The organism is Holophaga foetida DSM 6591 (genome assembly GCF_000242615.2).
Taxonomy (GTDB): Bacteria; Acidobacteriota; Holophagae; order Holophagales; family Holophagaceae; genus Holophaga; species Holophaga foetida.
Genome location: NZ_KI912268.1, coordinates 999,581 through 1,021,921 on the forward strand (window position 1 = coordinate 999,581; position 22,341 = coordinate 1,021,921).

Annotated in this window: 16 protein-coding genes; 7 read left to right on the plus strand and 9 right to left on the minus strand. The window is 61.6% G+C overall.

Annotated features, from left to right (window positions below; all coding sequences use genetic code 11):
- Positions 1-357: 357 nt before the first annotated feature.
- The gene (locus tag HOLFODRAFT_RS0204350) at positions 358-1,440 is read right to left on the minus strand and encodes a 3-oxoacyl-ACP synthase III family protein (RefSeq protein WP_005034359.1); all 1,083 of its coding nucleotides are present in this window, start codon (positions 1,438-1,440) and stop codon (positions 358-360) included.
- 82 nt (positions 1,441-1,522) lie between these two features.
- Between HOLFODRAFT_RS0204350 and HOLFODRAFT_RS0204355 the strand changes: the two genes are divergently transcribed.
- On the plus strand, positions 1,523-2,698 hold the full coding sequence (locus HOLFODRAFT_RS0204355; protein WP_026939041.1) for a pyridoxal phosphate-dependent aminotransferase: 1,176 nt from the start codon (positions 1,523-1,525) through the stop codon (positions 2,696-2,698).
- Between the two features lie 7 nt (positions 2,699-2,705).
- Positions 2,706-4,088, plus strand: a complete 1,383-nt coding sequence (locus HOLFODRAFT_RS0204360; protein ID WP_005034355.1) for a tetratricopeptide repeat protein — start codon at positions 2,706-2,708, stop codon at positions 4,086-4,088.
- Between the two features lie 56 nt (positions 4,089-4,144).
- Here HOLFODRAFT_RS0204360 and HOLFODRAFT_RS0204365 read toward each other — a convergent pair whose 3' ends face one another.
- Positions 4,145-6,472, minus strand: coding sequence for a HEAT repeat domain-containing protein (locus tag HOLFODRAFT_RS0204365; protein ID WP_005034354.1), 2,328 nt, complete (start codon positions 6,470-6,472; stop codon positions 4,145-4,147).
- Positions 6,473-6,545: 73 nt separating this feature from the next.
- Entirely contained in the window at positions 6,546-7,616 is a 1,071-nt protein-coding gene (locus HOLFODRAFT_RS0204370) for a sensor histidine kinase (RefSeq protein WP_005034352.1), read from the minus strand.
- A 248-nt stretch (positions 7,617-7,864) separates the two neighbouring features.
- Here HOLFODRAFT_RS0204370 and HOLFODRAFT_RS22590 point away from each other — a divergent pair, with 248 nt between their 5' ends.
- A complete protein-coding gene (locus tag HOLFODRAFT_RS22590; protein WP_052572450.1) occupies positions 7,865-10,441 on the plus strand; it encodes a hybrid sensor histidine kinase/response regulator in 2,577 nt (858 codons plus the stop codon).
- Here the strand turns inward: HOLFODRAFT_RS22590 and HOLFODRAFT_RS0204380 are convergent.
- Both HOLFODRAFT_RS0204380 and HOLFODRAFT_RS19295 read right to left on the minus strand, forming a co-directional pair.
- Positions 10,422-11,627 carry an MFS transporter gene (locus HOLFODRAFT_RS0204380; protein ID WP_005034347.1) on the minus strand — a complete coding sequence of 402 codons (1,206 nt, stop codon included), beginning with the start codon at positions 11,625-11,627 and terminating at the stop codon, positions 10,422-10,424. The two genes, HOLFODRAFT_RS22590 and HOLFODRAFT_RS0204380, sit on opposite strands and share 20 nt — an antisense overlap.
- Positions 11,628-11,836: 209 nt before the next feature.
- On the minus strand, positions 11,837-12,238 hold the full coding sequence (locus HOLFODRAFT_RS19295; RefSeq protein WP_005034345.1) for a hypothetical protein: 402 nt from the start codon (positions 12,236-12,238) through the stop codon (positions 11,837-11,839).
- A 410-nt stretch (positions 12,239-12,648) separates the two neighbouring features.
- Between HOLFODRAFT_RS19295 and tnpC the strand changes: the two genes are divergently transcribed.
- Complete coding sequence (gene tnpC, locus HOLFODRAFT_RS0204390) at positions 12,649-14,037, plus strand: IS66 family transposase (RefSeq protein WP_005031572.1); 1,389 nt, start codon at positions 12,649-12,651, stop codon at positions 14,035-14,037.
- On the opposite strand, the gene HOLFODRAFT_RS0204395 is transcribed toward tnpC, so the two are convergent.
- The 4 genes from HOLFODRAFT_RS0204395 to HOLFODRAFT_RS0204410 all read right to left on the minus strand — a co-directional run bounded on the left by HOLFODRAFT_RS0204395 (position 13,983) and on the right by HOLFODRAFT_RS0204410 (position 19,053).
- Positions 13,983-14,822 (minus strand): PstS family phosphate ABC transporter substrate-binding protein, encoded by an 840-nt coding sequence (locus HOLFODRAFT_RS0204395; RefSeq protein ID WP_158412915.1) that lies wholly within the window; start codon positions 14,820-14,822, stop codon positions 13,983-13,985. The genes tnpC and HOLFODRAFT_RS0204395 overlap by 55 nt on opposite strands.
- A gap of 136 nt (positions 14,823-14,958) precedes the next feature.
- Positions 14,959-16,314: an MFS transporter gene (locus HOLFODRAFT_RS0204400; RefSeq protein ID WP_005034340.1), complete on the minus strand. Its 1,356-nt coding sequence runs from the start codon at positions 16,312-16,314 to the stop codon at positions 14,959-14,961.
- A gap of 231 nt (positions 16,315-16,545) precedes the next feature.
- Entirely contained in the window at positions 16,546-17,850 is a 1,305-nt protein-coding gene (locus HOLFODRAFT_RS19300; RefSeq protein WP_005034337.1) for a porin, read from the minus strand.
- A 66-nt stretch (positions 17,851-17,916) separates the two neighbouring features.
- Positions 17,917-19,053, minus strand: coding sequence for a uroporphyrinogen decarboxylase family protein (locus HOLFODRAFT_RS0204410; protein ID WP_005034335.1), 1,137 nt, complete (start codon positions 19,051-19,053; stop codon positions 17,917-17,919).
- Positions 19,054-19,357: 304 nt separating this feature from the next.
- Here HOLFODRAFT_RS0204410 and HOLFODRAFT_RS0204415 point away from each other — a divergent pair, with 304 nt between their 5' ends.
- From HOLFODRAFT_RS0204415 to HOLFODRAFT_RS0204425, 3 genes are all read left to right on the plus strand, one after another.
- On the plus strand, positions 19,358-20,251 hold the full coding sequence (locus tag HOLFODRAFT_RS0204415; RefSeq protein ID WP_005034333.1) for a LysR family transcriptional regulator: 894 nt from the start codon (positions 19,358-19,360) through the stop codon (positions 20,249-20,251).
- A 153-nt stretch (positions 20,252-20,404) separates the two neighbouring features.
- Complete coding sequence (locus tag HOLFODRAFT_RS19305; protein ID WP_005034331.1) at positions 20,405-21,172, plus strand: formylglycine-generating enzyme family protein; 768 nt, start codon at positions 20,405-20,407, stop codon at positions 21,170-21,172.
- Positions 21,173-21,181: 9 nt separating this feature from the next.
- Entirely contained in the window at positions 21,182-22,315 is a 1,134-nt protein-coding gene (locus HOLFODRAFT_RS0204425) for a metallophosphoesterase (protein ID WP_005034329.1), read from the plus strand.
- Positions 22,316-22,341 lie beyond the last annotated feature (26 nt).

A 22,341-nucleotide genomic window follows, 5' to 3' on the forward strand; every position in this document is an offset into this window, starting at 1 on the left:
CTTCGGCCTACGGCCTACGCTCCAGACACCCCACGGGCTCATACAACAAGGGGTCAATATTCGTGTCGCCGGGTGGGTTAATTTTCATGTCGCTTGACAGTCGTCTGGCGATGCGTCAACATCGCGATGACCAAGGAGCCTTCATTTACATGGAATTGCTAGCTTTCTTACTGCGCGGGCCCGCCACACGGCGCCACCCCCGCCGCGGAGCGGCTTCGTTCAACGATAAAAAACCATACATACTCACGAATAATGGACAATAAGTCCATAATTTGCTTCACATCTGACAGATTTGCACCGTTATATTATCCAAAACTTCGAATATTAGGACGGCATCTGTCGTGAGCTATCCTGCTTTTACGGCATCCGGTACACGATCGAATTGATATTCATCCCTGCCCCCACGGAGGCGATAACGGTCACATCGCCGCTCTCCAGGCTGTGCCCTTCCATCTTTCCCTTGCGGACCAGGTCCAGGAGGGTGGGGATCGTGGCCACGGAGCTGTTGCCCAGCCAGGAGACCGTCATGGGCATGATGCCCTCCGGAAGTTCGCTGACCCCGTAGAGACGGCCGATGCGCTTGAGGATGGCCTCGTCCATCTTGCCGTTGGCCTGGTGAATCAGCACCTTGTCCACATCGGAAAGGGTGAGCCCCGCCTTCTCAAGACTCCGGCGCACGACGCCCGGAACGTGGCTGACTGCGTATTCGTAGAGCTTCCGGCCCTTCATCTTGATATAGAGCTCTTCGTCTTCCGTCTCCTGGTTGAAGGAGGGCCCCAGCCAGAGCAGGCCGACGTGTTCCAGGGTGTCGGAACGGGTGGCGTGGGCGAGGATCCCCACTTCCCCGGCATGTTCCTGGGCCTCCAGGACGACGGCCCCGGCGCCATCGGCGTAGATCATGCTATCCCGGTCAAAGGGATCGGACACCCGGGAAAGGGTCTCGGCCCCGATCACCAGGGCCCGCCTGGCGTCCCCTGACTGGAGGTAGTAGTGGGCCTGGATGACGGCCTGGACCCAGCCCGGACACCCGAAGGGCAGATCGTAGGCGACGCACTCGGGATTGGCGATCCCCAGCTTCGCCTTGACCTTGGCCGCCAGGGTGGGGACCTGGTCGGTGCGGAGACTGTCCGGACGCACATCCCCGAAATTCTGGGCCACGATGATGTAGTCCAGGGTCTCGGGATCGATGCCAGCGTCCAGAATCGCCGCCCGGCCGGCCTCGAAGGCGAGGTCAGAGGCCACCTGATCCTCGGCCGCGTAGCGGCGCTCGGCGATATCCGTGATGTCCTTGAACTTGGAGATGATCTTGGCAATCTCCCCAGCGGGATAGGGCTGACCGTAATCCTGGAAGAAGGCGTGGCCTGAAAACGATTCGTTGGGGATCCGCCTCGGTGGAATGCAGCTTCCGGTTCCCGTGACGACCGTTCTAATGCGGAGCATCCGCCCTCCTATTTGCGCGAAGATGGCTTTCAACAGTCTACTGAAACGAGCGGATCCGGGGGCAGCCTCCTACAATAGACCCATGCATCTGCGCCACAGCCACCGCCTCCCCGCCTCCTTCGCCCCCAATCCGCTCACCCTTGCCCTGTCGAAGGTCCGGGCAGAGGGGAAGGAGATCCTGGATCTCACCCTCTCCAATCCCACGGACTGCGGACTGGACTACCCCTCGGAGCCCCTTAGGGGTGCCCTGGGCGCTCCCGAGGTCCTTGGCTACCGGCCAGACAACCGGGGCTCGGCGAAGGCCAGGGAAGCCGTTGCGGCCTGGCATGGCCACTCCGTCGCGCCCGAAGATGTCCTGCTGACCGCCTCGACCTCCGAAGCCTACACCTGGCTCTTCAAGCTGCTCTGTGATCCGGGGGACGAGGTGCTGGTCCCCTCCCCCAGCTATCCGCTCTTCGAGTGGCTGGCCCGCCTGGAGGGCATCGCCGCCAATGCAACCCCCTCCTATTGGCATGAGCGCTGGCACCTGGATCTGGTGGCCCTGGAAGAAGCCTGCACCCCCCGGACCCGCGCCCTGATACTGGTCAACCCCAACAACCCCACAGGACACTTCCTGAGCCGATCGGAATGGGAGCAGGTCCTGGAGTTCTGCGCCCAGTGGAAGCTGGCCCTCATCGTGGACGAGGTCTTCGCGGACTATGGCCTCGAGGCCCCGGAGGAGCACCTCCCCACGGCTCTGGAGACCCTGGAGCCCCCCTGCCCCCTCTTCGTGCTCTCGGGCCTCAGCAAGGTGGCGGGCCTCCCCCAGGTCAAGCTGGGCTGGATCGTCGCCCGCGGAGCGCATGCCAAGGCTCTCCTGGAGCCCCTGGGCTTCATCGCCGACCAGTTCCTGTCCGTCTCCGCGTCCGCCCAATCGGCGGCCTTGGCGGCCCTGGAAGCGGCTCCTGCCATCCAGGCCCAGATCCGCAGGCGCCTCAAGAGCAATCTGGAGGAACTGGATCGTCAGCTCCTGTCCTATCCAGCCATCTCCCGCCTGCCGGTAGAAGGGGGCTGGTCGGTGCTTCTGCGCCGACCAGCCCTGGATTCCGCAGAAAGCTGCGCCTTGCGCCTGCTTGAGGAAGCCCAGGTGCTGGTGCACCCTGGGCACTTCTTCGATCTCCCGGGCGAAAACTATCTGGTCCTGAGCCTGCTTCCGCCCCTCGGGGTCTTTGCCCGGGGGATGGCGCAAGCACTCCCCATTCTTTCGCTGAGGAGCTGAAGCCCCGATGAAAGCGGATTTTGACAATGCGGAAGAGCTTTTCTCCAGAGGGAATCAGCATCTGGAAGCCAAGGACTTTGCCAGTGCGGAAAGCTGCTTCCGCAGGGCCATCGAGATCGCACCGGATCTGGCCGAGGTCCATGTCAACCTGGGCCTGGCCCTCGAGAACAGGGGTGTGCTGGGGGAAGCGGAGTCGTCCTATTTCCGGGCTCTGGCACTCGATCCCGAGTGCGTTGAAGCCTACGTGGATCTCGGGGCTCTGCTGGTCCGCCGGAAGCGGTTCCAGGAGGCCGAGGAGGTCTACGAAGCCGCAATGCGGGCCTTCCCAGATTCCGCGATCCTCTGGTCCAACCTGGGATTCCTCCACGCCTGCCTGAAGCGCGAGGCGGAAGCGGAGCGCTGCTTCCGGACAGCCTTGAGCCTGGACGGGAACTATCACAAGGCCAGGTTCAATCTCAGCTACCTGCTGATGCGCCGCGGCGACTTCGAAGAGGGATTGCAGGCCCTGGAGTCCCGTGCCAGGAACCTCGACATGATGGCCCACTTTCCCGATTCAAGATGGCGCGGGGAGACTCTGGTCGGCAAATCCCTGCTCATCCCCATCGAGGCCGGTTACGGCGACCTCATCCAGTATTCCCGTTTCGTATCCGTGCTCAAGGAGCGAGGGGCCGCACGGATCGCCTTCGTCTGCCACGCGCCTCTGACGAGACTTTTCGCCACCCTGACCGGGCTCGATGAGGTTGTGCCCATGGGGGGGGCAATCAGCGAAGCGGATTGGGACTATTGGATCCTGCCCTTCAGCATCCCCCTCCACTGCGGAACGCGGGTCGATTCCATTCCTGCGCCGATCCCCTACCTGCGAGCCCTTCCTGACGAGATCGCGGCGTGGCGTTCGCGGATCCCCGGATCGGGCCTCCGGGTGGGGCTGGCGTGGAGGGGCAATCCCAACTTCGAGAACGATCCCCATCGTTCCATTCCGAACTTGGAGATGTTGAGCCCCCTGGCTGCGGTGGCAGGTGTCCACTTCATCAGCCTGCAGAAAGGGGTTGGGGAGGACGAAGCCAGGCATCCCCCCGCCGGGATGGCGCTTTTCGATCCCAGCCCCTGGATCGAGGACTTCGCCGATACGGCCGCCCTGGTAACCAATTTGGACCTGGTGATCTCCGTCGATACGGCGGTCGCCCATCTGGCAGGAGCCCTCGGAAAGCCCTGCTGGACCCTGCTGCCCTATTACAAGACCGATGCCCGCTGGTTGACGGATCGCGAGGATTCTCCCTGGTACCCCGGCACCATGCGCCTCTTCAGGCAAGTCGGCATGGACACCTGGCCAGCTGTCATCGAAGAGGTCGCGAAAGCGCTCCGGGATCTAGTGTGTGGTGGCCCTGAATAACTGGGACCACCCCCAAGGCGGGCCACCACACTTCCATCGAGGCATGGCCCATTGGCTCAGTTGACCAGGAACTGCCTCAGGATGCTTCGGACATCCTCGTGGGGTTCCGTGTCCAGAGCCAGGGCAATGGCCTCCCGAGCCTCGCGGGTGTTGACTGCCGAGAGGGACTTGGCCGCCGAAAGGCGCACGGCGGTGCTTTCCCTCCCCCCCAGGAGCCCCTTCTTCTTGAAGAGCTCCTTGAGGGGATCCACGGCCTCGGAGGTGCCGATGAGGCCCAGGACCTCCACGGCCCGCAGACGCACCCGGGCATTCTCCTCCTGCTGAGGCTTGCCCTGGCGGATAATCTCGGCGATGGCGGGAATGGCCGCAGCAGAGCGCAGCTCTCCCAGGACGGCCAGGGCGTCCAACTGGGAAGAGGTATCCCAGTGGGCCAGATGGGGGGCAATGGCCGCCGCCGCCTTGTCCCGGGAACCAAGAGCGGAAAGGGATGCCATGGCGGCCCGGCGCACCCGGGGATCGCGATGATCGAGCACCAGCGCCACATCCGGGAACACGGAATCGTCTCCGACCTCCCCCAGGAGCATGACGGCATTGCGAACCTGGAACCAGCTGGGGGACCCGAGGGCCTCCATCAGAGCCGGAACAGCATTCCGGCCGATGGCCTTCAAGGCATCGAGCAACTGAGCCCGACGCTCCCGGTTCTCCTCGATCTCCAGGCAGACCATCAGGTAGGTCGCCGCAGGACGCCCCATGAGCGACAGGAGGGCCTGGAGCTGGGTAAGGGCCCGCCGATCCTCCCGCTGGTGGAGCGAGGGCGTCAGGATCGCCAGGTTCAGCGGACTGGCGAGGCGGGAGAGGAGGTTGCGGATAGCCATGGACTTCCACGGGGGTCCATCGCGCTGAAGCAGGATGATCTCGCTGAGGGCCATCATCTCCTGGTAGATGCCCTCGAAATCCGCGACATGCATCCAGTGGATCAGCATGGATTCCAGTCCCTGGGCGCTCCAGAGGACGGCCTCCTCATCGCAGTCACGGGAGATGTGTTCGTGGAGAACCTTCTGGAGGCGCCGCCCCAGCTCTGCGGGAAGGCCGGGATCTTCCACGCACTCCGCCAGGTCCGCCACAATCTGTGCCGCGAAGCGGCGACGGGGGACATCTGGGCTCGCGAACCCGGACTCCAGCTGGGCAACCAGGTCCCGGATCGGCTCCAGGGCCTTGCTCCGCACCAGCTGCCGAGTGAAGGTCATGGCCTGGTGGGGAACCAGATCGAAGAGGCCCTTGTTCAAGAGCGTGAGCCGCACCTTGGTGTCCGTCCCCTGGCACTCCCAGAGAATCGCCTCCTGAAGGGAATCCAGATCCTCCAGAGTCCAGCCTTCAAGTTGCATGCGTCCCCGGATGGCCTCCAGCGCAACCACCCGGTCCTTGATCCCTTCGAACATGGCCGAGATCATCAGGGCCAGCTCGAACAGGGAAACGCGATTCCGGAGGACCACATCCGCCACGGCCTGGGCCAGCAGTTCCGGAGCGAGGTAGTCCAGAGCGCTTTTGAGAGCCTGTTCGCTGCTAGGGAAGGAGCTCAGCCCCAGGACAATCGACCCCTGGTGGACCGGGTCCAGAGAGGAGAGTGCGATGCGCAGGGCGGAGCGGATGGTCTGAACATCCAGGCCCCCCAGGCCAAGCTGTCCCCCCGCCCCGGACAGGACTGAGAAGTCGGGCTGGACAAAGGCAGCGCTGATCAGGGACTCCCGCTGTTCCCTGGACCAGGGAGACCTCGAACCGCCCTCCGGCGGGGCAGACATGGTCTGGAGGATCGAAGAAAAGAGGGTGAGGAAATCCCCTGCAAGCACCGTGGGAGTGGGGGGAGAGTCGGATTCCAAAGGCGTCGTGATCTTGGTGTCCTCGTGGGAATCCAGCGAGCCTGCCGCATAGCCCTCCGCCCCATCGGCAACCCAGCTGTCGGGTCTTGCCATGTCCAGGGATGGGAGTACCTGGACGTGTCCGCCCTCCGCCAGGAGGATGGACGCCCCCCCCATCTCCATGACCCGTTGGGGAGGCATCAGCAGGGCGAAGAAAAGAAGCTGGAGATCATCGGCCTCAAGACCGGCGTGGAAGGCCATGGCGGCAATCCCCCGGGAGGCCATGTTCTGGGCCAGGGATTGGGCCGCATGAGGTGCCCCTTCAAGGGGCGCCCCCTTGTAGAGGAGTCCATCCCCCTCCCGGGTCAGGAAGAGGGGCGTCTCCTGCAGAAGAAGCTCCATCAGGCATCCATGGAACGCTTCCATATGCCGGAGCACCTCGGGGTGGTCCTGCACGTAGTGCATCTGGGCCATCAAGGCCCGGTGAAAGAGTTCAATGAAGTGGCAGAGCTCAGGGTGCAGAGACATGTATACGGATGATTCTAGGAGCCAGCCGGGCTTTTCCCAAGCTCCGTTTTTCGGTATCCCGCGCAGATTCGGATCAGGATTCCTGGGCCGGAAGCCTGAGATGGACCTTGGTGCCCTGATCCACTTCACTTTCGAGAAACAGGAGTCCTCCATGGGCCACGAGGATACGGTGACTCACCGCCATGCCCAGGCCAGTTCCGCCGCCGAACGTCGAAAAGAAGGGGTCGAATATCCGTCCCAGGGATTCGGACGCGATTCCACAGCCGTTATCCTGAACCGTCACATGCCAGTGGAGCCGCCCGTCCACCATCTCCTTGGAAGCCATCAGCCGCAGGCGGGGCTCCGGGCGTCCTTCCATGGCCCTGGCGGCGTTCTGTATCAGGTTCACGGCCACCTGACGCATCAGGGCCGGGTCGCCGTACCAGGTGGCCTGCTTCGGAATGCGATTCTCCCATCGGACCCCTTCCCCAAGATGGATGCCCGTGTGAACCTCCTCCCAGAACCCGGCGAGAGGAATGGAGCTGGGGTGGGGTATCAGATCCCGGCTGAAGGTGAGGGTGTTGGTCACCAGGGTGTTGAGGCGGTGGACCCCCTCCTGGATGCGCTGGGCCAGCTCCAGCTGGTCGGCCTGGGCCTGGAGGTCCTCCACCAGCATCCCGGCAAAGAGGGCGAGGCTGCCCAGGGGGTTGCGGATCTCGTGGGCCAACTCCGCCGCCATGAGGCCCATGGCTTGGAGGCGCTCCTCCCGGGTGGCCTGCTGAGCCCGCAGGTGGGCCTCGGTCACATCCCGCAGGGTGATGATCTTGCCCTCGGCCGTCGGCCGGACCTCCTGCTCGAAGAAGCGGTCCCTCCCCTTGGCATCCCGGAGCTGCCTCAATCCAGTGGGCGAACCGACCACCCAAGGGGCGGGACCATTGAGGAACTCGCCTTCCATCCCCTCCGGACGGTTGGAAAAGCGGAGTTCACCTTCCTTCCCCAGCACCCATATCGCGAAGGGAACGGCCTCGATGACGGTCTGGATCTCGTCCTGGAGCCGTGCCAGCTGGCCCTGGAGGGCCTCATAGCGGTTCTGGAGCTGCTCTGAGGCCGCGGTGAAGGCGGCAAAGGCTTCCATCAGTTGTTGGGGTTCGGGGATGACGTTCACATGGGATCCTGGTGCGATTCTCTCCACTCCGGACCGCCCTGACCAGAGGCTTCAGAAGATGGACCCCAGTGCGTTGCTGTTTCCCCGATGAATCAATTCTGCCAATCTTGATGCAACCCTTCCCAAAGGCCCCCGCAATCATGCAGTCCAGCGCCTTCCCTTGTTGGCACTCCCGCAACTCGCGGGTTCTTGTCTTCTTGTGTCTGCTTGCGTGCTGCCTGATGTTCTGTCGACCGCTTGGCGCGGAGGTGACCCAGACCTCCTTCCGGCGGATCCTCATCCTGAACTCCTACCATCAGGGCTACTTGTGGACCGATCAGATCACCGATGCGGTCCGGAACCAGATCGCCCCTCACTTCCAGGATGTGGAGTTCTACATCGAAAGCCTGGACGCCAAACGCCTGCATAGCGAAGCCCTCACCCAGAACCTCCTCCAGAACCTGAAACTCAAATACCGGAATACCCGGATCGATATCATCGTCACCTCCGACGATGACGCCCTCCTGTTCATGCGTCGCTTCCACGACGGGCTTTTCCCAGGCGTCCCGGTTGTCTTCTGCGGTGTCAACGGCGAAGAGAACCTGCGGGGGATCCCCCGCCAGCATTTCACAGGCCTGCTGGAAGTGCTCGACGTCAAGCCCAACCTGGAGCTGATCCGGAGGCTTTGCCCGGAAACCGACAAGATCTATGTCGTGAGCGACAGCACCACCACGGGCATTGCCCTGCGCCGCCTGATGGGCGATGCCGCAAGGGACTTCCCGGACATCCGATTCATCTACCTCAAGGGTGAGGAACTGAGCACGGATGAGCTCATCCAGCAGCTCCGGAAGCTGGACAGGACCAGCGCCGTATTCATGAATGTATGGTTCCAGGACAAGAACGGCAGTTTCATCGCCTATAAAGACATCAACCCCATGATGTCCCGCAACTGCCCCGTGCCCATCTTCGGCATGATCGACATGCTCATCGACCTGGGCATCGTCGGCGGCAAGATGAACAGTGGAAAGACCCAGGGCCGGGAAGCTGGGGCAATGGCCCTCAGAATCCTCAAGGGCGAGGCCACCCCCGCAAGCATGCCGATCATCACCCAAAGCCGAAATGAGTACCTGTTCGATTACCGACAACTGGTGCGCTTCGGTATCCCCGAATCGGCCCTGCCCCCCGGCAGCAACATCCATCACCGCCCGTTCTCATTCTACGAGGCTTACAAAGGCCTGGTCTGGGGTGTCACAAGCATCATCATCGTCTTTCTGGTCATGATCATCACCTTAGTGATCAACCGTCGGAAGCTGCAGACCGCCAAGGCCCAATTGATCGAGAGCCGAAGAAACCTCGCCATCACCCTGGACTCCATCGACGAAGGCGTCATCACCACCGACATCAGCGGCAGCGTGACCAGCATGAACCCAGCGGCGGAAAGGCTCACAGGTTGCAGCATCCAGGAAGCAGCAGGAAAGCCCTTCGACGAGGTCTGCGTCCTGTACAGATCTGGGGCAGATGAGCCCATACCCTCACCGGTCACAGGGGTTATCCAGAGCGGAACCGTGACCTACCTGGACAGCTTCTCGCTCCTGCTCACACAGGACCAGCAGAAGCGGCACGTCGCCGACAGCTGCTCTCCCATCCGTGACGAAGAGAACCGGATCCAGGGTGCGGTCGTGGTGCTCCGTGACGCCACGGAGGAATTCGCCCTCCAGGAGAAGCTTCGCCAGTCAGAGAAGCTCCGCTCGGTGGGGGAACTGGCTGGCGGCATTGCACACGATTTCAACAATGTCCTCATGGGCATCAGTGGCGCTGCAGAGATCCTCGAATCGGAAACATCAGAAGAGGGGAAACGTTTCCTCAACATCATCAGGGACGCCGCCCGCCGGGCGGCCAGCCTGACGAGCCGCCTTCTGATCTTCAGCCGGAAGAAACAGTTGGTCATGGCCCCTGTGGACACCCATGCCCTGCTCAACCACACGGCGTCGCTGCTCTCTCATACCGTGGACAAGAAGATCATCATCCAGATCAAGAACGAAGCCCCTCTGAGCATCATTACGGGAGATGACTCCCAGCTGCAGAACGCATTCCTGAACCTGGGCATCAACGCCAGTCATGCCATGCCCGATGGTGGAAGCCTCGACTTCAGCACCCGGAACGTCTTCCTGGACCAAGGCTATTGCGAGGCGAGCCCCTTCGATCTGACGCCGGGCGATTTCATCGAGGTGGAGGTTCGGGACACAGGCGTCGGAATCCCCCCGGAGAACCTCAGAAAGGTGTTCGAGCCATTCTTCACGACGAAGGAGCAGGGCAAGGGTACCGGCCTTGGGCTCAGCGCCGTCTATGGCACGATCCAGAGCCACAGTGGGGCCATCAACCTCTACAGCGAACCCGGCAAGGGAACCGTTTTCCACATCTACCTGCCTCTCGCCACAGGAGCCAGTCCGGAGACTCATCCAGAAATGGAGGTCTGCCACAGGAAGGCATGCATCCTGGTCATCGACGACGAGGACATGATCCGGTCGACCCTCCAGGCCATGCTCGAAAGCCTGGGTCATCAGGTCCTGACGGCATCGGATGGGCTGGAAGGCCTCGACAGCTACCGCGCGAAGGCAGCCAGCATTGATCTGGTGATCCTGGACATGATCATGCCGCGGATGAACGGCAGAGAGACCTTGGAGGAGCTTCGGAAGATCAACCCGGAGCTGCGGATCCTCATTTCCTCAGGCTTCTCCAGGGGTGACGAGGTCCGCGTCCTCCAATCCAAGGGCCGCTGCGATTTCATCCGCAAACCGTACATCCGGCAGGAGTTGATCGCCGCCCTCAATCGGTTGATGGATTAGACCGAAGCGGGCTGGAAGCGCCCCGGTGGTCCAGAAAGCCCGAACGGTAGATCAGGGGCACCAGGACAGCGCAGGCCAGAGCCATGGCCGCCACCGCAAGGAAGGCCACCAGCTTGCCGCCGTGGTCGATCAGCATTCCCATGACCACTGGCCCCATGGTTATCCCGATGCAGTAGATGGACTGGAAGAAGCCCATGGCGGTGGTCTTCTTCTCGGGCTCGACCTCCTTCACCGCGAAGGCCATCGTGGCCGCGAGCAGCACGCCGTTTCCAAGCCCGCAGATCAGCTGCAGGGGGTAGAAGAGGCTCAGATGGGTGGCGAGGGGGATGCAGGCGCAGTAGAGGGCCAGGATCGCAAAGGCCGTGCTCAACAGCCACTTCTCCCCCACGGTGTGGGCGATCCGGGTGGCGACAAAATAGGAGCCCCCGATGGTGCCCACACTGTAGAGCATCGAGAGGACGCCCAACTGGAGTCCCGTGGCCCCCAGCGCCTTGGCGGTACTGGTGGAGAAGGAGAACACCGTGGCAAAGACCACGAACCAGGCCACACCACAGAGGAGCGAGAAGCAGATCACCCTCCGGTCCCTGACCACCTTGAGCAGGCTCGCCACGGTGACATTCGTGCCCTTGGCCGATGCCTCATGGGGGATGCACAGGGCCAGTAGAGTCCCGAGCATGCCCGAGGCAAAGCTCGTCTTGAACAGCGAGTGGATTCCATAACGCCCGAAAAGGAAGCCCCCGACAATGAAGGCCAGCAGGATGCCCGTCTGGAAACAGACGTTGATGATGCCGATGGCCTTGGTGCTCTGCTGGCTCTCATGGTAGGAGGCGTAGAGGATCGTGAAGGAGATCCAGGTAGAGGAGGCCACGCCGGACAAGGCATTGGAGATGAAAAGCATCACCGGCGAGGGAAAGAAGAGCATGCCGACGGATGAGATCCCGGAAAGGAAGACGCCCACGAGGATCACAAGCTTGTGGTTCCTGAGAATATCCAGACTAATGCCCAGGGGGATCCGCAGGAGCAACTGCGTCAGGCCGTAGGCCCCGATGATGGCCCCCACGACGGTCGCCGAGATGGCGAGGGTCATCAGGTAGGGGGTCAGGAAGGGAATGTAGATGTACTGGGCGAACCAGAAAAGCAGTGTGACCACACAGAGCAGGGCCTTCTTGGAACCGGGACTTGCCATCTGCCCTCCCCTGGGCTGGAACGGATATGACACGAAAGGCCTTGCCGGGCTCCCCGCGTGATTCAAATTGATGATAACGCCGTCCTGGACTCGAAAGAACTACTGAATCAACGCGGGCTTCGGGCGACCTGGCACCCATGGGACTGCCCCTGGTGGGGGAAGGACAGGCCTGGGAATAGCCAGAACGCCGCCCGGCGGAGACCTTCCGCTCAGAGACTCGTGAGCCAATGCATCGCAGCCTCGGGGTCTGTGAAGGTCTTCACGGTCACCCCGGACCTGGCGAACTCTTCCTGAAGGCGCCTCAGGTTCATCTGGGCCACCACCTTGTCTGGGGTCACGATGGCCCAGTATTTCCACCCAGCCTTGATTACCCTGGGAACCCAATTGACGGCATTCCAGTCCTTGTCTTCCGGCGCAACAGGACCAGACAGACGGTCGTCCGAGAGCCATTTGCAGGCTTGGTGCTTCTCAAGGAGTTCCGCCCCCTTGGTGAGGGCGTCCCGCAGGAGTGAACCCGAAGTGTATTTATGGATCTGGTGGTGCACGATCTTGGTTTCCGGGTGGAACCAGAGGGTGATGTTGGGGTTGTCGATGATGGTCATCGCTGCCATGGGGCACCTCACGAAGGGATGTTATGAACTGAAGGGGGAAGGCTCTTCCAGGCCTCTCACCGGATCGAAGCTGCTGAGGAATCAAAGACACCAGTCACTTTGAGGAGATTGAGCGCCGTAATGTCTGCCGGGAGAGGTGCCTGCCCAACAGCCCTGACAACCTCCTGACCTTCGGGAGACAGACTGAAGGCGAGAAAGGCTCTCAACGTCGCATCAAGCCCTTGCTTGGGGGGAATATTCACGTACACCGAAAGGAAGCGGGACCAGGGGTATGCACCGCAGGAAACGTTTTGAGGTGTAGGAAAAATGGGCGTAAGCGTTCAGCCCCCGCAGGGGGATGGACGCTTACAAATTCAGTCCATATGAGCCATTAGGTTGTACTTTTCGTTCAGGGTGGCCATGCTCATGGAATGAGCGAGAACGAGCGTCAGCTGATCTCTGAAAACCAGGCCCTAAAGGCAATGGTGGAACAGCTTTTGGGGCGCGTGGCGGATCTGGAGGCGCGCATCACCCAGAACTCCGGCAACAGCTCCAAGCCCCCCAGTTCGGACATGGGTAGGAAGCGCAAGCCACCGGTAGATCCGAGTGGACGGAAGCGCGGCGGTCAGCCGGGTCACGCCGGAAAGACCCGGGAGCAGGTTCCGCCCGAGGAGGTGGATGAGGTGAAGGACGCCGATCCCGAGGCCTGCGAGCGTTGCGGGGAATCCCTGGAGCAGGCCCCCCGGCGGGATGCCATCATCCGGCAGTTCTGCGAGTCGCCAGCGTTCCGGGCCTTCATCACGGAGCTGAGGCAGTGGTCCAAAGCTTGCCCCCGGTGCGGGCATGTCACCCGCGCGGCTGCGCCGGTGGGGACCCCAAAGGGTGCTTTCGGCCCCCGTCTCCAGGCGCTCACCGGGGTGCTCTCGGGGCGCTTCCGGCTGACCAAGCGGGAGATCATGGTGATGCACCGATCCGTCTTTGGCGTGCGGATGTCCCTGGGTTCCGTGGCGGCCTGCTGCAAGTCGGTGAGCGAGGCTGTGGCCCCGACTGCCAGAGCGATCCACGAAGAGGTGAAGGCCTCCCCAGTGGTGCACGCCGATGAAACGGGGTTCGGTCGCTGCGGAGAGGATCGGATGTGGCTCTGGGTCGCCGCAACGGCGGAGGCCGAAGCCTTCCGACTTCTGCCAGGACGGGGCCAAGCGCAGGCCAAGGACATCCTCGGCGAGGACTACCCGGGCATCATCCAGCGCGACCGATGGAAGCCCTACGAGAAGTTCCTCAAGGCCAAGCACCAGCTCTGCCACAGCCACATTCGACGTGACGTGCAGGGGATGTTGGAGAGCAAGGGTGAGACGGGAACCCAGGGCTGCATGCTGAAGCTGGCCAGCGACAAGGCTTTCCATCTGTGGCACCAGTGTGAGCAAGAGGAAATCAGTCGGGAGGAACTGGCCAAGGGGACACAGTCGATCCAGGCGGAGATGCGGGAGCGGTTCGAGATCCTGGCGAAGCACCCCGATACCACCAAGAAAGCACGGGGGACAGCCAACGATCTGCTCCGGCAATGGGATCGACTCTGGACCTACCTGACCCATGAAGGGGTGGTGCCGACCAACAATGAAGCCGAGAGGGCGATCCGCAAGGCGGTGCTGTGGCGGAAGGTGAGCCTGGGGGTGGAGAGCGAGCATGGCGCCCGCTTTGTGGAGCGCATGCTGACCCTGGCAGGCACGGCCCGGAAGCGCGGCGTGGACCTGCTGGAGTGGCTGACTCAGGCCATGAAGGCCAGCCTCGTCGGAATCGCCGCACCGGATTTCACAGCCTGATGCGGTCCCCGTGGAATCAGAAACCCCCTCCATGCGGAGGGGGCTGAACGGCTACAAATGGGCTTGTTCGAACCGATGGGCGTAATCCCGATCGCCTTCAGGGAAGAAAAGACATCGATCATATTGGCGCAGCATATCCCCGCGGGCTCTGCGGCAATGGCCTCGGTCATCGCCATGGCGTCTGGCATCGCCTTCGCCGGCCTGCGGCGATCTGAGGGGTGCAGGAACTGGGTGATGAGATTCTTCACACTGGAATCCCGGGCCCTGGTGAATATGACAATGGGCCTGGAGGCCCAGGCCGGGTCTCGGACATTCGCATCCCCCCAGGTCAGGATATCCTTAGGCCAGCCCAGCTCGCGGTCTTCAGTGAAGACGGCATTGGTCTCTTCGACCCGCATCGACTGGATGGGGTTGTCTCTGTGCACCACCACGACCAGAGCATCCATGGCCAAGGCAACCCGCGTCGGGGGATACCCCCACTTGGCGGTAAAGGCCGCCAGTTCCTCAGGAGCGGCATCCCTGGCCATCAAGGCGATCTGTATGGTGCCCGAAGTGAGATCCTGCATCGCCTTGCTTTCGGGCACCCCCCTGACCTCCAGCTGGAAGCCTGGCGTCCTGCTCGAATACACCTCGCTCAGGATGGACATGGTGATCACCAGGCACTCTCCGCCTTCGGCCCGCAGAGGGCCGCGGTGGGGAGCCTGGGCACCAAGCGTTGCACCAGCCAGAAGAAGGACTGAACCGACGGCAGCCCAACCCAATCCTCTCAAACGATCAGTCCACATGTTCATTCCCGGAAGGAGAGCCGGCAAGCGACACCGGCAATTGCCCCAAGTGAAGAACCCAGGCCTCCCAACAGCCGAAGCGATGAAGGGCCTGGGTTCTCGTCATCCGCCAGACATGACTGGCGGCCGAAGTCTGCTACTTGGCACCCGCCCCCGCAGCGTTTGTGCCCTTGACCATGGAGTTCCTCACATAGACCTGCAGGACGAACACCACCACCACCACCAGCAGTGCGGCCAAGGCCATGACGTTGCAGATCTTGCTCACGGACCATTGACGGGCCAGGAGCATACCTCCGACCGCCGGGGCCAGGAGGGACCCGATCTTGCCTACGCCGTAGGCCCAGCCGATGCCCGTGCCACGAAGATCTGTCGGGTAGGAGAGGGTGGCCAGGCCCATGCAGCCGGAATTGCCACCGATCACGAAGAAGCCCATGACCACGCACAGCGCAGAGAGGGTCATCAGGCCAGCACTGGAGGAGAGACCGAAGACCACCACACTGACGAAGGCGACAATGAAGAAGACCTTGAGGATATTGAACTTGTTAAACTTGTCCATCAGGCGACCGATCAGCAGGGTCGCGATGAGCGAACCGATGTTGATGCAGGCGAAGGCGATGCCGTACTGCTGGGGTGTGGCGCCGCTCTTGCGGAGGAGGCTGGGGGCCCAGGCGGCGATGAACCAGAGGAGGAAGAAGCTGCAGAGGAAGGCCAGCCAGATCATGACCGTGGTGAAGGAACGACCTTCGCGGAAGAGCTGGACGACCGGGGAGCCCACGATCTTCTTCTCAGTGGAGTAGATTTCCAGGCCCTCCTCCCTGCCCAGAGAAGGCGCGATCTTGGAAACGATCTTGAGGAGCTTCTCCTTGTCACCGCCCTTGATCGTATATTCCAGGGTCTCCGGCAGGAGGAAGATCAGGACCAGCGCGATGAGGACCGGTACGATGCCACCGAGCTGGAACATGGTCTGCCATCCGAACCTGGGCAGCACCGAGGCGGCGAGGAAACCCGTGGCCATGGAGCCCACGGCCACACCGGCATACATGGTGGTCGCAAGGGTGGCCTTCTTGTTACTGGGCGCCCACTCACTGCCATAGGACAGGGCGTTGGGAATGGCACCACCCAGGCCGATACCCGCCAGGAAGCGATAGAGGGCCAGTGTCTCAAGAGAGGTGATGAAGGTGATCATGTAGGTGAAGAATGCGAATATGAAGGTGGAGACGATCAGCGTCCGCTTGCGGCCAAACTTGTCCGCCACCACCCCCAGGGCTGCAGCACCGATCAGAGGCCCCAGCTGCCCGGCACTCACTGCCAAACCCAAGGCACTGGGCTTGCAGTGCAGGAAATCGGCGATCTTGGGCATGGTCACACCAATGACCATCATGTCGTAGCCTTCGCAGAACATGATGACGAAGCACAAGGCGCAAACCCAGACCTGGTACATCGAGAAGGGATTGTCGTCCAGTATTTGAGTTATCGAAACGGATCTGCCCATAGGTCAACCTCCTGGTTTTAAATGAAAAATGAATAACAAAATCAATCCAAACCATTCACCTTGAATCGCAACGATAAGCATTCAAACAACACATGCAAAACAAACCAGACCGTCAGCCAATTCACGACCAGCGGTCTGGCCTTCCATAGGGATTTGAACAAGGGACCAGACCCATGCCTGTCGGCTCCCACCCTTTTCCCTGTTCGAATCCCCTGGTCACAGCGTCACCCGCTAGAAGGTGTAGAGCATGCCCACCCCGAAGCCCTTGACCTCGCCGCCTGCGTTGACCCCGTTACCCATGGACAGCTGGGGGAAGGGGCCGTAGGTGCCAGCCTTGTCGTTCTTCACGGTGTAGTAGGACGCGAAGACATCCGCCTGCTTGCCCAATGCATAGGCATAGCAGAGGGCGAACTGCTTGGCTCCCAGACCGTTGGTGTTGGCGGAGGCGCCACCCACGAAGGTGCCATCCCCTTCCTGGGCCTGCCCGTAGTTGAACCAGACCTTGTGATCCTGGAGGAAAGTCTGCTGCACGGAGGCGAACCAGGCGAATCGCTTGTATTCGTTGATCTTGCCGGCGACCGTGTCGTCATTGTGATATTTCAGCTGCTCACCGAGGAACACAAGGCGGGTCCCGGTGGAGGGGATCACATAGTAGATGCCCAGTTCGTGGCCCTCATCCTTCGAATGGGGGTTGGCCAGGATGGCCGCGTTGCTGGTGACCCCCGTCGGCGTGGTGACACCCGCGGCGGTGGTGCTGCACATCGCGGTCAGGCCAAAGTAGTCCTTGTGCTGCTCGTAGGCGTAGGCCACGGTCAAAGTGCCGATCTTGTATGTCAGCAGTGCCGAAAGCAGGGTCGGATTGATCGAGGCCGCTGTGGCGCTCGCCGTCGTCTTGCCCTCGTTCACCGAGTACATCAGGCGACCCGAGAATCCGGAGATGGTGGGGGACCAGTACTGGATGCTGTTGCCCTGGCGGCGGTTGAAAGCCGCGTCGTACTTGGTCGTGGCACCGGTACCGCCGACCCGCCCCGTCGCGGTGACGGTCCCCTGCACGTTGAAGCCGGGATTGCCCGTGATGTTGTTGTCGAAGGGGTCGAGACCGCGAATGGCTCCGGTCATCAGGATCGGCATCTTGTAGGGGGTATCCCACTGCCCGACGAGAACCTGGCCCCATGACTGGCTGGCCAATCCAAGGCCGCAGTTCCGGCCACCCCAGGTGTTGGGAGCGTCGCCGTCAGGGCTCACCGAACTCTCGTACTGCCAGGTCACCTTGAGATCGCTGTTGACCTTGTAGTCGCCCTTGAAACCCAGATTGGAGGTTCCGCAGGTCATCCGGTTCCGGGAGGGAGCGTTGGTGGCAGCGGGGTTGATGGTGACGAACGAATTGTTTGCCGCAGTGTCCTTGGTGACACCTGTGGTCTGGACATTGTCGACAAAGGTCATCAAGGTGCCGTAGAACTTCCAGTTCAGATCCTCGGCAGAAGCGGGAAAGGCAAGTGCTCCTGCTGCAAGAAGAAGGGCCATTCGGGTCTTCATAACTGCTCCTTGGAAGGGTCTCCTCAATGGAGGAGTACGGGGGTTGGGGAAGGCGGTCATTCAGGGCTAGTTGTAGCGGCCGTATTTTTCGACGGCTTCAAAGAAGGCCTTCACATTGGGAAGCTTGGCGTTCATGGGGAGATTGCAGCCGGAGGAGTAGAGCAACCCATCCCCGTTCTTGAAGGTGCCCAGGAGCTTGCGGGCGTAATTGTCCACATCATCCGCAGTGCCGGAGGTGAAGAGCGCCGGCGGGACATCGCCCTTGATGGAGCAGTGCCCCTTGAGGATCTCGTGGGCCTTGAAGATGTCCGTGGCGCTATCCAGCTCCAGGATGAACTTGGCCTTGGGAAGCTCCAGGAAGAACTCCAGATTGGCAGTCCAGTCACCGTCGAAGTGGAGCACCGGAACGATGTCCTTCTCCGCCATTTTCTCCACCATCACCTTGAGCATGGGCCACACGAAGCGCTTGAACTGGCGGATGGAGATGAATTCCCCGGCCCCCCGCACTCCCCCGACAAAGACACGGTTGTTGCCCACCATCTTCGTGACGGCTTCACTGCCAGCGATGACGGCATCGTTGACGGCCCAGAGGAGCTCCTCCAGCTGGTCCCCCATCTGGAAGACATCCTTGTAGAAGGCCGTCATGGAGCGCATGAGAGAGTAGGCATCGAAAGGGAGCACCCCCATGATGGCGCCCCAGGTCACGCTTTGCCCCCGGGCCAGACTCCGGTCGATCTCATCCTTGCGAAGCACAGCCGCCTGCTTCATGCCCGCCAGAACCTCCTCCCGGGTCGCATGATGAATGCGCTCCAGAAAGGTCATCCGATACTCCATGAAGCCCTTCTCCCGGACAATGGCATAGTCGTCCCGGGTCATGGCCTCGTACTCGTGGATCTGGTACTGCTCGTTCTCCGCCAGATCGGTGCCGGGCATCTTGAGCTGGCCTGGACCGCACTTCTGGCCCACTGGCGCGTGACGGCCGTGGATCAGGATCGGGTTGCTGTCCCAGACCGGGAAGTCCTCCCAGACCTTGTGGGTGGCGGCCATGCACTTATCCCAGTCCCACATGAATTCCCGGTTGGTGATCCCAGCGTACTGCCCCGCATACTGCTCGATGATGGGAGCGCAAACAACGCGGTCTACAGGCTGAAGCGCAATGCTTGCGACAAGGCGCTCCTCTGCTGTCATCTGTGTGGCAGACATTTTTCCTCCATGGGTTATTGAGTTGATGCCCAAGCCTATGGGGAATCCCAAACACTCCAAAACGGGAAATCCTGGGTGTCACACCCTGTTTTTTAGATAGAAGAGAACAAATTACCATATGACCAGTTTCACAAACGTGCACAAACAACCCATCTCACAGTCACTTAACGAGAGCACCCAAAAAGAGGGAGATAGCCACTCAGGCATCCCTCCGCTATGCTCTTTGGACAAGCTCACCGAATCAAACCGTCTCATTTGATAATTTCAAATCAAATGCATCTAAACCTTTCCATGAGGAATCTCAGTGGATATCCGGCAGTTGCGCTGTTTCCTCGCTGCGGCGGAACATCTGAACTTCACCAAAGCGGCCTCCGTCCTTTTCATCACCCAGTCCGGCATCAGCTACCAGATCGCCTCGCTGGAGGAAAGTCTGGGGGTCCAGCTCTTCCATCGCAGCCCCAGAGCCATGAAGCTGACGGAGGCCGGTGTTTACTACCACCGAGCCATCCGGGACTTGGTCGACAGCTACGATGAGATCGTCCTGAAGACCCGTCTCCTGGGGACGGAAGTGACCGGAAAACTTTCCATCGGAGTCGTGGGGGGGTATGAGATGAAGCCCCTGCCCCACTGGCTGGACATATTCTCCCACCGCTACCCGAAAGTGGAGGTCAAGATATCCCACTACTGGGTGGACTTCATTCCCGAGGCCATCGACAAGGGCGAGATCGACCTTGGCTTCACGATGCTCTTCGAGGGAGAGCGGCCACCCCACATGCGCTGTCACCCCCTCCTCTCGGACCCATCTGTGGCAGCGATGCATGCGGACCACCCCTTGGCTTCCCGCACCAGCCTCCATTTGGCCGACCTGAAGGATCAGCACTTCGTGAGCATCCATCCCATGCTGGGGAACAAAGCTCTGGAGTGGCGCAAGAAGCTGTGCAGGAAACGGGGCTTCCACATGAACGTCGTCCAGTCCTTTCCCAGCTTCATGACCCTGTTCATGGCCGTGGAAGCTGGGGTGGGAATTGCGTTCTATGCCCAGCAGGTGGTGGAGGAGAACGCCTCCCCGCGCGTCCGCATCGTTCCGATAGAAGACGAAGACTGCCGCTCGGAATACGGAGCCCTGTGGGCGAAAGAAGTCACCAACCCCAACCTGGAGCTGTTCCTGCAGGTCATGGAAGCCGGAACCGGACAATGACGGCACCCGACTCGCCCCCTCTCCCGCAGTGCCCGTTCATTTCTTGAATGATCCAGTTTTTTCACGTGGGCACCACTAGAATGGATCAGACAGTTATGCGTCCTTCGTAAACTGAGACTGCAATCCGAGTCAGCCTTCCGGGGAGCCTTTTTCATGAAAAGCCTCAAGCGTGCTTCAGCCTTGCCCCTGCTGGGGGTTTCCATCGTGGCCTTCGGGGCGGATCTCTCCATTCCCATCCCTGGAGCTTCCGCCCTGGTGCTCAAAGCCATCCCCGCAGGAAGCTTCACCATGGGCTCCGAGGGCACAGCACAGCCGCCCCACAGGGTCACCCTCACCCAAGCCTTCCACATGGCTCAGTGCGAGGTCACCCAGGGCCAGTGGCAGGCACTGATGAGCGGGAACCCGAGCCAGTTCGCCGGGGATCCCCAGCGGCCCGTGGAACACGTGAGCTGGGAGGACACCCAGGCCTTCATCAAGGCCCTCAACCAGAACACAGCGACCGCACGTCCAGCCGACCTCGCCTTCCGTCTGCCCACCGAAGCCGAGTGGGAGTACGCCTGCCGGGCCAGCAGCACCACCGCCTTCAGCTTCGGGGATAGCCCGAACCTGATGGGCTCCGCGGGCTGGTACGAAGTGAATGCGTCGTATACCACCCAACCCACGGGCAGAAAGCAAGCCAATGCCTGGGGACTCCAGGACATGCATGGCAACGTCAGCGAATGGTGCCAGGACTGGTTCGGGCCCTATGCTGATGCCGCCCAGACCGACCCGGCGGGCCCCGCCTCCGGGGCCTTCAGGATCGTCCGGGGAGGATCCTGGGCCCAGTCAGGTGAGGCCTGCAGCTCCGCTTCCCGCTCACTTCTGACCCCGGCGACCGCCACGGACCGCACAGGGTTCAGGGTGGTCCTGGCCGCCAAGTAGCTCGTTTCCTTGGCCTGGCGCATCGTCCTGTTCCTGGGTGTCCTTCTCGCAGTCCTGGGGGGCGCAGGCTCCTACATGGCGCTCCGCTCCATGGCCCTGTGCCCGCCCCTGGGACGGCATCCCTCATGGGTCTGGGGCTTTTTCGGGGCCTTCACCCTGCTCCTCTTTCTGGCCCCGATCCTTCAGCGGGTGCCGGGATTGGACTCCCACGTGGCCCCCCTCTTCTGGCTGGCCCACATCCTCTTCAGCCTCGTCTCCACCTACTTTGTCACCCTGTTAATGGCAGACATCGTCCAGGGTTTGCTGAGGTTCGGAGGCTGGCGCATCGGCCCCTGGGCCGTCGGGTGCGCCCTTGGAGTGACCCTCCTCGCCTGCGGATGGGGAGCGGTGATGGCCCTTCGACCCGTGGAGGTCAGAAGGGTGGAAATCCCGATCACGGGCCTTCCCCAGGAGTTGGAAGGCTTCCGCATCGTACAGATATCCGATCTGCACCTGGGCCCCCTGGTACGCCGGGCCCAGGTCGACCATGTGGTCAGCCAGAGCAATGCCCTGCATCCCGATCTCATCGCGATCACCGGGGACCTTGTGGATGGAGAAGCCGATGGCGTTCGGCCACTGGCTGAGCGGATGCGGATTCTGCATGCCCGCCACGGCGTCTTTTTCATCACCGGCAATCATGAGTACTACTCTGGCGTAACCCGGTGGCTGGAGGTGATCCGGGGCATGGGTTGGAAGGTGCTGGATAATGAGTGCCAAATCATACAACATGGAAGTGCCGGTCTCGCGGTGGCAGGAATGCCTGACCCGGCCTCTCGGTCCCTACCGGGGCACAAGGGACCGGATCTCCGGAAGACCCTGGCGAATGCCCCTTCGGACATGCCCTTGGTTCTGCTCTATCACCCCCCAACCGGAACCAAAGCTGCGGCCCGATCCGGAGTGGATCTCCAGCTTTCCGGTCACACCCACGGAGGCCAGTATTTTCCATGGAACATGGCGGTCTCGGCCATCTTCGATCATCCCAGAGGCCTAAGCCGGGAAGGCGCCATGTGGGTCTACACGAGTGTGGGAACTGGGTTCTGGGGCCCTCCCAACCGGCTTCTGGTGCCCCCGGAACTGACTTTGATCATCCTGAAACGAGGCTGAAAAAAACGTTTTTCAGGGAACCGACA